At 61.1% G+C, this 13,220-nt stretch carries 15 protein-coding genes and 1 pseudogene; 6 read left to right on the forward strand and 10 right to left on the reverse strand.

The features are described from left to right. Nucleotides 1–4 precede the first annotated feature (4 nt). The 4 genes from KY495_RS01565 to cobA are packed head-to-tail and all read left to right on the forward strand — an operon-like array spanning nt 5 to nt 3,815. The gene (locus KY495_RS01565; protein WP_219882037.1) at nt 5–721 is read left to right on the forward strand and encodes a phosphoadenylyl-sulfate reductase; all 717 of its coding nucleotides are present in this window, start codon (nt 5–7) and stop codon (nt 719–721) included. A 37-nt stretch (nt 722–758) separates the two neighbouring features. Then, nucleotides 759–1,697, forward strand: coding sequence for a sulfate adenylyltransferase subunit CysD (cysD, locus tag KY495_RS01570; RefSeq protein WP_219882038.1), 939 nt, complete (start codon nt 759–761; stop codon nt 1,695–1,697). Next, complete coding sequence (locus tag KY495_RS01575; protein WP_219882039.1) at nt 1,697–3,031, forward strand: sulfate adenylyltransferase subunit 1; 1,335 nt, start codon at nt 1,697–1,699, stop codon at nt 3,029–3,031. The genes cysD and KY495_RS01575 overlap by 1 nt, the downstream gene beginning before the upstream one ends. 19 nt (nt 3,032–3,050) lie before the next feature. Beyond that, nucleotides 3,051–3,815, forward strand: a complete 765-nt coding sequence (gene cobA / locus KY495_RS01580; RefSeq protein WP_219882040.1) for a uroporphyrinogen-III C-methyltransferase — start codon at nt 3,051–3,053, stop codon at nt 3,813–3,815. A 6-nt stretch (nt 3,816–3,821) separates the two neighbouring features. Here the strand turns inward: cobA and KY495_RS01585 are convergent. The 6 genes and pseudogenes from KY495_RS01585 to KY495_RS01610 form a co-directional block, all read right to left on the reverse strand. Continuing rightward, nucleotides 3,822–4,621, reverse strand: a pseudogene (locus KY495_RS01585) (IS5 family transposase). A gap of 189 nt (nt 4,622–4,810) precedes the next feature. After that, nucleotides 4,811–5,197: a pentapeptide repeat-containing protein gene (locus KY495_RS01590; RefSeq protein WP_219882041.1), complete on the reverse strand. Its 387-nt coding sequence runs from the start codon at nt 5,195–5,197 to the stop codon at nt 4,811–4,813. A 451-nt stretch (nt 5,198–5,648) separates the two neighbouring features. Continuing rightward, on the reverse strand, nt 5,649–6,107 hold the full coding sequence (locus tag KY495_RS01595; protein ID WP_219882042.1) for a hypothetical protein: 459 nt from the start codon (nt 6,105–6,107) through the stop codon (nt 5,649–5,651). A gap of 157 nt (nt 6,108–6,264) precedes the next feature. Further along, nucleotides 6,265–6,699: a DUF6678 family protein gene (locus KY495_RS01600; RefSeq protein ID WP_229518457.1), complete on the reverse strand. Its 435-nt coding sequence runs from the start codon at nt 6,697–6,699 to the stop codon at nt 6,265–6,267. 297 nt (nt 6,700–6,996) lie between these two features. Next, complete coding sequence (locus KY495_RS01605; RefSeq protein WP_219882043.1) at nt 6,997–7,491, reverse strand: nuclear transport factor 2 family protein; 495 nt, start codon at nt 7,489–7,491, stop codon at nt 6,997–6,999. A gap of 214 nt (nt 7,492–7,705) precedes the next feature. Beyond that, entirely contained in the window at nt 7,706–8,125 is a 420-nt protein-coding gene (locus tag KY495_RS01610) for a hypothetical protein (RefSeq protein ID WP_219882044.1), read from the reverse strand. Nucleotides 8,126–8,313: 188 nt separating this feature from the next. Between KY495_RS01610 and hemP the strand changes: the two genes are divergently transcribed. Continuing rightward, entirely contained in the window at nt 8,314–8,496 is a 183-nt protein-coding gene (gene hemP / locus KY495_RS01615) for a hemin uptake protein HemP (RefSeq protein WP_229518458.1), read from the forward strand. A gap of 80 nt (nt 8,497–8,576) precedes the next feature. Next, on the forward strand, nt 8,577–8,870 hold the full coding sequence (locus KY495_RS01620) for a hypothetical protein (RefSeq protein WP_219882045.1): 294 nt from the start codon (nt 8,577–8,579) through the stop codon (nt 8,868–8,870). Nucleotides 8,871–8,877: 7 nt separating this feature from the next. On the opposite strand, the gene KY495_RS01625 is transcribed toward KY495_RS01620, so the two are convergent. Genes KY495_RS01625 through lptF form a run of 4 tightly spaced genes read right to left on the reverse strand, consistent with a single transcriptional unit; the run spans nt 8,878 to nt 13,218 of the window. Continuing rightward, on the reverse strand, nt 8,878–10,485 hold the full coding sequence (locus tag KY495_RS01625) for an alpha-amylase family glycosyl hydrolase (RefSeq protein ID WP_219882046.1): 1,608 nt from the start codon (nt 10,483–10,485) through the stop codon (nt 8,878–8,880). Between the two features lie 53 nt (nt 10,486–10,538). After that, a complete protein-coding gene (locus KY495_RS01630) occupies nt 10,539–10,916 on the reverse strand; it encodes a sirohydrochlorin chelatase (RefSeq protein ID WP_219882047.1) in 378 nt (125 codons plus the stop codon). After that, nucleotides 10,913–12,082, reverse strand: coding sequence for an LPS export ABC transporter permease LptG (gene lptG / locus KY495_RS01635; RefSeq protein WP_219882048.1), 1,170 nt, complete (start codon nt 12,080–12,082; stop codon nt 10,913–10,915). The genes KY495_RS01630 and lptG overlap by 4 nt, the downstream gene beginning before the upstream one ends. Beyond that, nucleotides 12,079–13,218: an LPS export ABC transporter permease LptF gene (gene lptF / locus KY495_RS01640; RefSeq protein ID WP_219882049.1), complete on the reverse strand. Its 1,140-nt coding sequence runs from the start codon at nt 13,216–13,218 to the stop codon at nt 12,079–12,081. Before lptF ends, lptG begins: the two co-directional genes overlap by 4 nt. Nucleotides 13,219–13,220 lie beyond the last annotated feature (2 nt).

Genomic DNA, 13,220 nt, shown 5'->3' on the forward strand with positions numbered 1-13,220 from the left:
GGCCATGAGCGACATCTCCGCACTGGTTGCCGACACGCGCGCCACCCTGGTCCGCATTGCCGCCGATTTTTCGCCGGCGGTATTTGCCTCGAGCCTGGCGGCTGAAGACATGGTCCTGACCGACATGATTCTCAGGGCCGGCCTGCCGATCAAGATCTTCTCGCTCGAGACCGGCCGCCTGCATCCGGAAACGCTGGATGTGCTGGCCCAGGTCAAGGCGGTCTATGGCTACAGCATCGAGTTGTACAAGCCAATCGATGAACTGGTGAACACCTACGTGGCGGCCAACGGCATCAACGCGTTTTACAACAGCGTCGAGATGCGGCGCGAATGCTGCCGCATCCGCAAGGTCGAACCGCTGGGTCGCGCCCTGGCCGGCAACAAGGCCTGGGTCACCGGCCAGCGCCGCGCCCAGTCCACCACGCGCGCCCAGCTCGATGTGCAGGAAGACGATCCGGCACATGGCATGACCAAGTTCAATCCGCTGGCCGACTGGTCGGAGGACGACGTGTGGAACTACATCCGTGCCAACGATGTGCCATACAACGCGCTGCACGACCAGGGCTTTCCATCGATCGGCTGCGCACCGTGCACGCGCGCCGTGGAGCCGGGCGAAGATATCCGCGCCGGCCGCTGGTGGTGGGAAAACCCGGACTCCAAGGAATGCGGCCTGCACATGGTCGACGGCAAACTGATTCGCATTAAATCCGTGGCAGCCTGACATCAGCGCGGCCACCACAAAACCAGGCAAAGCCAATATGAATACAACTACCGATCTCCCGCGCGGCCTCACCGACGTCAATGCGCGCCACCTGGACGCGCTGGAATCCGAAGCGATCCACATCATGCGCGAAGTGGCTGCCGAATGCGCCAATCCTGCCCTGCTCTTCTCGGGCGGCAAAGACTCCGTGGTGCTCCTGCGCCTGGCCGAAAAGGCCTTCCGCCCGGGTAAATTCCCCTTCCCGCTGGTGCACATCGACACCGGCCACAATTTTGACGAAGTGATCGCCTTTCGCGATGCCCGCGCCGCCGAACTGGGCGAGCGCCTGATCGTCGGCTCGGTCGAAGACTCGATCCAGAAGGGCACCGTGCGCCTGCGCAATCCACTGACCGACTCGCGCAATGCCGCGCAGGCGGTCACGCTGCTGGAAACCATCGCCGAGCATGGCTTTGACGCCTGCATCGGCGGCGCCCGCCGCGACGAGGAAAAGGCCCGCGCCAAGGAGCGCATCTTCTCCTTCCGCGACGAATTCGGCCAGTGGGACCCCAAGGCCCAGCGCCCCGAACTGTGGGACCTGTATAACACCCGCGTCCACCCGGGCGAGAACATGCGCGTGTTCCCGATTTCAAACTGGACCGAACTCGATGTGTGGCAGTACATCCACCGCGAAAAGCTGGCCCTGCCGCCGATCTATTTTGCCCACGAGCGCGAGGTCATTCCGCGCAATGGCCTGCTGGTGCCACTGACGCCCCTGACGCCGGCGCGCGAAGGCGAGAGAATCGAGAAGCAGGTGGTACGTTTCCGTACCGTGGGCGACATTTCGTGCACCTGCCCGGTGAGTTCGAGCGCGGCCACGGTCGAAGAAATCATCGCTGAAACGGCAGTTACCCAGATCACCGAACGCGGCGCCACCCGGATGGACGACCAGACTTCCGAAGCGTCGATGGAAAAACGTAAAAAAGCAGGATACTTCTGATGAATGCCCCGACCACCAACCTTGACCTCCCCATCAGCGAACGCACCGACGCCGTCTCGGGCCTGCTGCGCTTTATCACGGCCGGTTCGGTCGACGATGGCAAGAGCACCCTGATCGGACGCCTGCTGTTTGACAGCAAGGGCATCTTTGCCGACCAGCTGGACGCCATGTCGCGCTCCAAGCACAAGCGCACCGTGGGCGACACGGTCGACCTGTCGCTGCTGACCGATGGCCTGGAAGCGGAGCGCGAACAGGGCATTACCATCGATGTGGCGTACCGCTACTTCGCCACGCCCAAGCGCAAGTTCATCATCGCCGACACGCCTGGCCACGAGCAGTACACGCGCAACATGGTCACCGGCGCCTCGACGGCGGACGCGGTCATCATCCTGATCGACGTGTCAAAAGTGAAGCTGCGCGAAGACGGCGGCGTGGACCTCTTGATCCAGACCAAGCGCCACTCCACCATCGCCCACCTGCTGCAGATCGAGCACGTGGTGGTGGCCGTGAACAAGATGGACCTGATCGGCTACGACCAGGCGACCTACGAGCGCATCGTCAAGGCTTACCAGGAATTCGCGGCCACGCTGGGCCTCAAGGACATCACGCCCATTCCGCTGTCGGCCCTGACGGGCGACAACGTGGTGGAGCCATCGGACAGCATGCCGTGGTACCAGGGCCCGACCCTGATCGAACTGCTGGAGTCGCTCTCGGTCTACGACGAGTCGCACAACTCGCCGTTCCGCTTCCCGGTGCAGCTGGTGGCGCGCCACAATGGCCACGAAGCGAACGACTTCCGCGGCTACATGGGCCGCATTGAAGCGGGCAAGGTCAGCGTGGGCGACAAGCTGGTGGTGCAGCCTTCGGGCCAGAGCGCCACCGTCAAGGACATCGTCACGCTGGAAGGCTCGCATCAGTCGGCATCGGCCGGCCAGTCGATTACGCTGCTGCTCAACGAATACCTCGACATCTCGCGCGGCGACCTGCTGGCCAGTGCCGAGCAGCCGGCCCAGCTCCTGAAAAGCGTGACGGCCGATGTATGCTGGATGTCGGATGAACCACTCGACCTGCGCCGCAAGTACTGGATCAAGCACGGCACCAAGCAGACGGCGGCCAAGATCACGGCCGTCGACACCCTGCTCGACATCAATACCCAGCAGCGCCAGCCGGCCCAGGGCTTGAAGCTCAATGATATCGCGCGCATTTCACTCAATGTGCAGCAGCCGCTGGCGGCCGATGCCTATGCCGATATCCGCGCCACCGGTGCATTCATCCTCATCGATGAAGTCACGCACCAGACTGTCGCGGCGGGCATGATCCGGCTCGGCGAATAATCCTTCAAAGGAGAAGACCATGGCAGCACTCGGAAAAGTCTATCTGGTGGGCGCCGGTCCCGGCGCCCAGGACCTGATTACCCTGCGCGGCGCGCGCCTGCTGGCGCAGGCCGACGTGGTGCTGCACGATGCCCTGGTCACGCCCGAGATGCTGGAACTGTGTCCGCAGGCGGAAAAAATCCTGGTCGGCAAACGCTGCGGCCAGCTCTCCACGGCGCAGGCATTCATCAACAAGCAGATGGTCGACAATGCCCACAAGTTTGCGCTGGTGGTGCGCCTCAAGGGTGGCGACCCGATGCTGTTTGGCCGCGCCGACGAAGAACTGCGCGCGCTCGAAGAAGCGGGCATCGAGGTGGAAGTTGTCCCCGGCATCACCACCGCCGTCGCTGCCGCCGCCGCCACCAAGCAGCCGCTCACTAAACGAGGCGTCTCGCGCAGCGTCGCTTTTTTCACGTCCAGCACGGCGCCGGACGAAACAGAGCATGCGGCGATTCCGGATACCGATACGCTGGTGCAGTACATGGGCGGGCGCGAAGCGATTGCCACCGCCCAGCGCATGCTGGACCAGGGCCGGCGCGCCGACACGCCAGTGGTGGTCATTGAAAACTGCAGCCGCCCGGACCAGCGCATCTTCCGCCTCACGCTGGCCACGCTGGCGCATGGCCTGGGGCCATCCCACGGCCCGGTGCTGGTCATGCTGGGTGAGGCGATGAAGCGGCGCGACAGGCAGGCGGCCGACCCGCTGGAGGGCGAGCCGGCGCTGGTGCAGCGGCGAAGCGCCTAAGAGCGCCTAACAAAACCTCTCGACATACCTCCAACAGATGAGTGAGCAGGCGGGCGAAAGAAACGCTTGGTGGATGTCCGCTCGCCGTTCATAACGGATGCGCAATCTGCGAAAACGGTGTAGCCGCCCCAGGGTACGTTCAACGACCCAACGCAACCTGCCGAGCCTTTCGCGTGACTCGACCCCGTAGCGTGCTATCCGTACTGAGATTCCTAGCCGGCGCAACCAGACTCGATGTGCTCTCGAAGCGTACGCTCGATCAGCGTGCAGCTTATCTGGACGTTTCCGCGCACGGCCGGGTAGGCCTTTAACAGCTGGGATCGATTCTACGAGTGGAAAGAGCAGGCGCGAATCATGAACCTGAGCGCCGGTGGTTTTAGCCTCGAGGGGCAGGCCACGCTGATCAACTAGTAAATGATGTTTGCAGCCGAGCTTGTCGCGATCGGTCGGGTTCGGGCCAGTATGCTTCCACGAGCCGGTGCCGGTACGCTCGCGGCATCAATACAAGCTCGATTCCACATGATCTGGTCATACTCTCGAAGGCGGCGCAGGACAGCCTCGTGGATGCGCTGCCAAACACCGGCTTGCATCCATTCGTGAAGGCGACGCCAGCAGGTCATGCCGCTGCCGCACCCAAGCACGCGGCAGGTATTCCCAAAGTATTCCAGTTTTAAGAATAAATGGAATGCCAGTGAGGGCTGCCCGATCGTTAATCCGTGGTCGCCCACCCCTCAGCGAGCGAATTGGGCAGGAAGATGCTCTTCTATAAGCGACCAAAGGTCGTCGGGAAGAAGTGCTTGGGCCAGAACTCAGTCCGGCTACGAAAACGGCCGTCATCTGAATGCCCAGACTGAGGTCCGTGCGTCCGCTTGAATCCACACCCCAAAGCCGACGTTGACGCGGTCTTCTGTTGGCCGGTCCCTGTCGATTGCACGCGACGGGGACCGGCGCCTCAGCGGCCGGAAGCTCGCGCCTCGCAGCGGTCACTTGATCGTTTAAAACGGAAATGTTTCGCCGGCGGCTAAGGTATGCCCGCAGAAGGTTACGCCTGTGAACGAGGCTCCATCTAAGAGTGCGCCGTCCCAGTCCGTGGCTTCGACCGATGCCCCTTCAAAAAATGCACCCCGTAGGTCGGCATTACTAAAGTTCGCACATTTGACATTGCAATTATGGAAGCTCACCCCTTGGAGCTTTGCCCCATTGAAATTCGAGCTGTGGAACCACGAGCCTGGGCCAAACGATGCACCGTTTAACACGACGTTAGAAAAGTCGGTGTCGTCCAATTCCGTATCTGGAAAACTGCGCTCACCGGCCGCATACCTCTGCAAGAGCTCTGCGAGAGATTCTGGCGCAATGTATTCATCGGATGGGTTCTTCGTCATGTCGAGTCGATTGTACAGATGTTTACTGAAGATCGAATGACCGCATTTGGCCCAGGCTGTGTAAAAACGCGAATGCGCCGAGGTGGCCGGAGCATTCGACCCTTTAGAACTCGCGCCACGGCGTTTTCTCGGTGTCGGGAATGGTTAGGAGACCCCTGAAAACGCACCGATTCTGCGTTTTTACACAGGCTGGGCCGAAACCGGCCTGTCGGCCAATGATAGCAGCTTGCTAGGGGAAAACTCTACCAGAACCCCGACCGGCCGGAATCGCCCCAAACCGGACGATCACTGCTGGCCTACTGATTTCAACTACGCAAGTCGTCCGCTCTGAATTTATTGAAAAGTGACTCGTCCCGCCAGCCATCCTCAGCAACGACGGTGCAATCGGTAGTTGACCTTCACCATCAGCCACATGTGTCAGAGAGCTGGGTCGCAACCACCGCCCCCAACCTCACAGGTTTGAAAGTGGCAACCGTCCAGAAGCCGGCAGCCATTGAGCTGTTGAACGAACAGGTTCCCCTTTCAATACCTGCGATAGGCGGGGAGAATGAAACGAGATAAATCCGTCACTAGGTGAGTTCATTTCGATCTTCCACGAGAACGAGGTGTAACCATTCGGGTACCTATGGACCTCTCGATGAATTTCACTGATCGTCATAGGTTGTAGCGAAGCAGAGGATGAGGCGTAATCAACAGAAATTACTAAATTTGTAGCTTCATGGAAAACCAGCTTCGCCGGGGCCACGACGAAAGAAAAAACTGCTTCGTCACCCGTTGGCGGAAGCCACTCAAGAATGTAGTCGATGTCTAGCGTCAGCTGACCGCTGCAGCCGTCATCCCCTTCGGCGATATGAAATCCGTGGATTGCATTGTCGTGCCAGCTCATACCTTCAAATATGTCTGCTGTCATAGGTTCTGTTTTAATTTCATTCCGGGTTTTTCAGTAGTGGTAAGCAGCGTCAAATTGCGAACGGCAGCTTCTGGCCGACATCCGCAGATTGTTCTCGACGGCGACCGGGGCGGACGCCAGGGCTGCTGCCTCCCCACTGCTGGCATGTGCGTGCCGGTTAAACAGGAGGGAAATCGTCGTACGATCTGGGCAAGTACCCCCATATCCTGAGTACATCGCCGCGCACTTCGAGTTCGAAACCAATGGCATCGACGACGTTCGAAATCTCTTCCGTATGATCGATAACTTTAGATCTAAGAAGCCGCCCCTCCGCCGGCACACCCTCGTACAAGCCGATGTCGAACCACTCAACCGACGCGAATGGAAAAGGCAAATGGTAAAACCACTCAACATCCCAACCAGAAATACGGCCTGTGACCGACTTGGACCTATACGATGGACGCCAACCGGTCTGGTTTCGGAAATAGCTAATCAGCCCATCCCAGCGAGTATTGCTCGAGGCGCGTGCCAAATTTCTGGCAGATACAGCAGCATCGATCCTTTTGCGGGTCGCATCATCATTCGCAATGCCTGCGCGCGGCAATTCGTCCATTTAACTCTCTTTAACTTCGACGTCCGACCGTCCGCTGTTGGCCCGAAAGCGGCCTGTCCAGGGATGATAGCACCTTGCCAAGTGGAAAGCATCATCAACGTTTACGACCCACCACAACTAGCAAGTAGCAGTTTTGTTAGGCGTTCTAAGCTTCCGTGGCGCGGCCTCGGTCACATCGCGCAAAGGGTTCGCAAGCTTCCGTCTTCTTTGGCTCCATTGGGGACTTGCCTGCCAGCCCGGTGGGGGCACGGCACCGAATCAGGGAACAAGCTTGCAGCCCAGCGCACCTGCCTGCGTTTATTTCACTGGCCCGTGATCAAAACTGAGCACCCGGGCAACCTGCCACTGCCCATTCTTGATGAGCAGCGTGTGCGCAAAGCGCGCCCTGCCCTCCAGCCGCTCCGGCTGGCCCTTGTTCAGATGGTAGAAGTAATGCTCGCCGACGATGACGGCGCCATACACCGCGCCGTTGCTCTTGAGGGGATAGAACTGCACCGTCCCTGGCACGTCCTGCCGTCGCAAGCGCCAGTCCGGCTTGCCGCAGATATTCCGATTGGTCGCCTCGGCGAATGCCTGCCGTCCACGCATCTTGCCACCAATGTCATGATAGAACTCAAGATCCTCAGAATTCATCATCGTCATTTTCTGCACTTCGCAATCGTTGAAGGCTTTCCAATAAGCGCTGTCGAACTGGCGCAAGCTGGCTTCCCAATTTTCGTTGGTAACTTGCGCGGCTGCAGTGACTGGTGCGACGAGCGTGGCCAGCAAGGCGGCGATGAGAGCGGGTTTCATATTCTCCGAGATGCGAGTTGATCAAGCAGACAGCATAGGTCAGCCATCACGCACACGCGAGCGCGCCGGGACAATTGGTGGATTCGGTGAGATCAACGGGGCTTATCGGCGATGAGTGGCCTTTTGGCAGTCCGTCATGGCGTCTTTTCGCTGCTAACTTGCGTTCGTCAGGTTCGCGCTTTTACAGGCCGACAGCCGCTTCCTTTCATCGTTTTCAACCGCGCAGCTCAAACCGCCCATCGTGCTCGGCAATTTCCCACTGCAGCTTGTCGGCGCTGGCATACGTTTCTTCGGCGATGCGGTTCAGGCGCGAGATGGCGCGCTCGATGCGCTCGCTGAGCCGGACACCGTGCATGCCGGAGAGCTGGCAGCGGATGTCGCGGATATCTTCCTTGAGATGCTTGAGTGCTTGGCGCAGTGAGGCATCGTCATCAACCGGTTCGTCCCCCCCGCCGGCGCGCATCCCCGCCCTGAGCAGGTCGATTTTCTTGCCCATGCCGGTGAGACGGTCGGCCACACGGTCCAGCCGCATGGCGCAGCGGCGTTCAGCCCCCAGGGCCGCCAGCCAGGCTTGCACGCGCTGCACCACGCCCTGGAGATCACGAAAGAGAAATTTGAGAGTAGCGCTGAGCATGGCTAGATCCGATCGTCATCGTTGAAGTGATCACGAAAGTCTGGCCCCCCGGCGCAAGGCCGTCAAACGGCAAAGCCGCCTTTCCGACTGATGCAAAACAAAGGTGACGCAGATTGCGGCGCTTGCATTCCAAGAAAACATCGTCCATAATCTAAATGAGAATTGTTCTCATTCAAAAAAGGTGATCAATGAACCTCCCGGAAATGACTCCCAGGACAGTGCCAAGCTCCAGTCCCGCAGCGCCGGCCCCGGCACAGCGGGTCAAGAGCGAGGACTTGCTCAGACAAGCCAAGTACGTCGAGATCGAGCACGAAGGCAAGATCTACGAACTGCGTGTCACGCGCCTGAACAAGCTGATTCTGACGGCATAGCACTGTCTACCCTCTCCCCTAGCCAGCCATCCGCTCTCCCGGCGGTAGCCAGCCAACCACCCTACATCGCGGAAGTTGCAATGGCTATCAATCTGGCAAAGCCCACCATTCCCGGCCCGGAGCTGCTCGTCTCCAGCGCCCTGCACCTGATGACCCACTACAGCGCCCAGGCCAGCGACAGCGGCGCCTGCGTCAAACTGGCGTCAGTGATCGAGCGCCACCTCAAGGCACTGGCGGCACATACGGAACTTAACCCGGTCCTGCGCGCGACCTGCCAGCAGTTATCGGAACAATGGGCGGGCGTGGTTGATCGCAGCTTGCCTGCGCCGGCGCGCCGCTCCCTGTTCGAACGCTTTTCGACCTGCCGCGACTGAAGGTTTTTCAGGCAAGTGCCACGGCGCTGGCGAACGGCGCCATGCTTGCGCCATCCACGCCGTGCGCAAACAGCATGTGGTGCTGGGCAAACGCCGGCGGCAATGCGCAGGCACTGGCAGAGAGGTTGACCGCCACCAGCAGCCGTTCCTGCGCATTGCTGCGCCAGTACATGAGCAGCGTGGCCGAGCCACTGCGCACGAAATGCACGGCGCCCTCGCGCAGGGCTGAATGCGCGCGCCGCAGCGCAATGAGCGCCTGGTAATGACGGAAGGTCGGCTCGTCAAAGCTGTTCCAGTCAAGGTGGAAGTCACCGAACAGTGAGCGCCAGTCTTCCCAGCGCGGCTCGTTGAATTCCTGCCCCATCAGGATGTGCGGTACGCCATCGAGCGTGAAGATGACGGAAGCGGTAGCCTTGTGCAGCCCGGGCCCGAAGAACCGGTGCGCCCGCCCCTGCTCCTTTTCTTCCAGCCAGCGCATCCGCAGCGCGCCGCGGGGAAAGGTGTAGGTCGACTCTTCCCACTGCCAGCGGAAAGTGTCGGCCCCGGCCTCGCCGTCCGCGATGGCGCGCATGGTGGCGCGGGCACCGCCGTCATAAGTGAGGTCGCAGGCATCGAGATGATGCAGTTCGTCGGTTGACTGGGCAATGAGCGCAATGTCCGCCCGCACCGCCTGCAGCGCCGGGCGAATCTCGTCGAGAAAGTCGAGCGGGGTAATGTCGGCATCGTCAAAGCGCATGCCGTCAAAGCCGAAATCGCGAATCCAGCCGGCCATGGTGTCGAGCAGCCAGGCGCGCAGGGGGCGGCTGGAAAAATCGAACCCGGCGAAATACGCACGCTCAGGCACCAGGTAACACAGTTCGCCACTGGCGGTACGGGTGAACCAGTCGGGATGGGTCGCAGTCAGCACATTGTCCACGCTGGCGCGGTTCAGGGTCCAGTCCATGAGCACACGCATGCCGCGCGCGTGGATATCGTCAATCAAGGCGCGCAGCTCGGCGGCCGACCCCAGCTCCGGATCAATGGCCGTGAAGTCGCGCACCGCGTACGGGTCGCCCGCTGCGCCCCTGCGCCCACGCTCGCCAATGGGATGAAACGGCATGAGCCACACAATCGTCACGCCCAGCTCCTGCAGATAGCCGAGGCGCTCGCGCACTCCGCCAAAGGTCGCGCCAAAGGCGCGCACCGACAGCTGGTAGATGACGCCATCGCGCAGCCATTGCGGACTGCTCACTGCAGTACGGCGGCGATACAGGTCGCCCGGCGTCTGCCGCGCCACTTCGCCGGTACGCACGAACACGTCGCCAAATTCATTGATCGTGAAAGACGAATTATCCTGGGCGTCTTCCGAGACCCAGGGATTGGCCGGGTCGCGTATCCAGTCACGCCCATTGACCACATACTTGTAATGGTGCCGTCCCGGCCCGGCGGCGACCGTGGTCTGCCAGGTGCTGGCGCCCACCCGCACCAGCGGCGCGGCCGTGCCGACCCAATGGTTGAAGGTGCCGGCGACAGCGACCGATTCGATGCCGGGCCCGCCCTCAAAAGTGAATCGGATACCGCGCGCGGTTTTTTGCGGCAGCAGGTCTGGCCGGATGGGGAATTTGGTGTCTTTCATGATACGGACATTTTATCAAAAGCAATGATCTGGCCGCACCCGGTTCACGCAGCCTAGTCGCCGGCCTGGAAGGAAGACACGCAGTATTCGGTCATGGCGGCCAGCACGCCAGGATCTTCACCGACGGCGCCGGCGACCCTGATCGACAGCTGCGGCAGGTCGGCCCGCAATTGTTCGACCATGAGCGGCAGGTCGCGCAGCAAGTGCCCGCCCTGTCCCAAAAAAACCGGCACGATGGTGACCCGGGTGGTACCGGCGGCCGCCAGTGCAGCCACGTGCTCGGGCAGGCGCGGCTCCATCAGTTCGAGGAAGGCGAGCGACACCGGTACCCCCGGCATGCGCTCCTGTGCCAGGGTGCGCAGGCGCTCGAAGGGCGCGGCCCAGGACGCGGCGCGTGCGCCATGCGCAAACAAAACGAGGGAATGGGTCATCCGTGCCTTTCAACGCGCCACAGCGCAGCCAGCGCCAATGCCAGGAACACCAGGCTTGGTGCAATCGCGGTCAGGAAAGCCGGCATGTGGCTGAGCAGGCCCACGTGCGCGAACAGGTTATTGACCAGCATGAAGCCGATACCGATCATGATGCCGGCAAAAATTTTCAGGCTCACACCGCCGCTGCGGGTATGCAGGTAAGCAAACGGCAGTGCCAGCGCCATGAGCACGAAGATGGCCAGCGGGTCGACCAGCTTCTTCCAGAACGCGATCTTGAAACGCTCGCTTTCCTGCTTGTTCTCGTTCAGGTGGCGCGTATAGACGGCCAGTTCGTTGGCCGACATGCGCTCCGGGTCCGATGCCGATACCGAAATGATCTTGGGCGTGACCTCGGTCAGCAGTTCCATGGTGGCCATGCTGGCGGTGGTGACCACGTTCGATTCCTGCCCATAGCTCGGGTCCTGGGCTGCTGCGATGCCCGCGAGCGCGCCCGTATTGTCGAACAGCGTCTCGGTCACCTGCTCCAGGTTCCAGCGGTTGGCGCCCTTGTAGCTGGCCTTGGCGGCGGTAACGAGCCGGCGCAGGCGCAGGGCCGTGTCAAATTCATACAGGCGCACGTCGATCAATTGACCATCATTTCTGAACTGGCGCACATTGAAAAAGCGCGACCCGGTGACGGTGCCGCTCAAGCCATCGCTGCGCAGCACGTCCTTGGTCCACATGCCGGACTGGAAGCCCTGCGAAATGGTGGTGCCGCGCGCCCCGAGCTTGAGCTTTTCGGCCATGGGGGCCGTGTGGGGAACAATCAGTTCACCAAAGGCGAAGGTGATGGCGACGAACACGATGCCGATCTTGACGAGCATGAATGCCGCCTTGCGGGTGGACATGCCGGCCGCGCGCATGATCGTGAATTCAGACGTGGAGGCGAATTGCGCCATGGCGTAAATGGTGCCGATCAGGGTGGCCACCGGCATCACCTGATACACATGGAAGGGCAAGCGCAGGAGCATGTACAGGAATACATGCTGGATGCCGAAGCCGGCTTTCCCCACCGATGGCAGCTCGCCCGTCAGGTCCATGAAGGCAGACAGGGCGAGGAAAGCGGCCAGCACAAAGAACACCGCCTGCGCAATGGTGACGGCGAAGTAGCGCTGCAGGATGCTCATTTGGCCCCCGCCGGCAAGGCCGCCTGGTGGCGGCGGCGCTTGAATGCAGCCAGCATCGCCTTGGGATGGTAGCGGTGGTTCACGTTCAGGCGCCAGGCGAACATGGCCAGCACCCACACCAGCACGGCCACATGCAGCGGCCACCAGGCCAGCGCAAAATCGCTGCGGCCACGCCGCACGCTGGCCTCGGCCATCTTGCCCAGGTTAAGGTAGGTAAAGAAGATCAGCATGGCCACGATCAGGTTGGCCGCGCTGCCGGCGCGCGGATTGACAAAGCCCATGGGAATGGCCAGCAGGAGCAGCAGCAGGCAGGTGATGGGGGCGCCAATACGCGAAAGCAGTTCGGCCATGTTGCCCTGCCCGCCCTGCTCGATCAGGGCGCGCGTGGACAGGGCCGCCGCCGGCACGTCGCCCCCAATCACCGGGTCCTGGGTCGATACACGCATGCTGTAGCGCTCGAACTCCATGGACTGGAAATCGGCCTGGCCGGGCGTGCCCTGGTAGCGCCGCCCTTTTTTGAGTACCAGGAACTGGCCGCCATCCTTGTCCGCCTCGATCACGCCTTCCTTGGCCACGACCACGGTATTGACATTGTTTTCAACCGTATTGACAAACACGTTCTGCACCACGGTGGCCTCGCCGCTGACGCCTTCGACAAAGAACACGCGGTTGCTCGATGACGATTCCTTGAACTGGCCGGGCGAGACTTTTTTGAGGTCTTCGCGCTTTTCGAAGCGCTGCACGAACTCGGTACTTTTCATCTTGGCCCATGGCGTGACGTACAGGCTCAGGACACCAGTTAGCACCACCAGCGGCAGGCCGAACGTCAATACCGGGCGCAGCCAGCGGGCCAGCGACAGGCCGGAAGCAAACCACACCACCATCTCGGAATCGCGATAGCTGCGCGTGACGACCATCAAAACAGAAATAAAGCTGGTGAGAGTCAGGATAGTTGGCAGATAATTCAGCATCGCGAATGCGATCAACGCGAGCACGTCGCCAGATGCGACCTTGCCGCCTGCGGCCTTGCCCAGGATGGAGATGAGCGTCCATGTGACGAGGACAGTGAACAGCACCGTGAAGGTAGCGCCGGCTGCTGCTGCCAGTTCACGATGCAATGCGCGATGAAAGATCATTC

The sequence above is a fragment of the Massilia sp. PAMC28688 genome (genome assembly GCF_019443445.1).
In the GTDB taxonomy this organism is placed as follows: Bacteria; Pseudomonadota; Gammaproteobacteria; order Burkholderiales; family Burkholderiaceae_D; genus Telluria_A.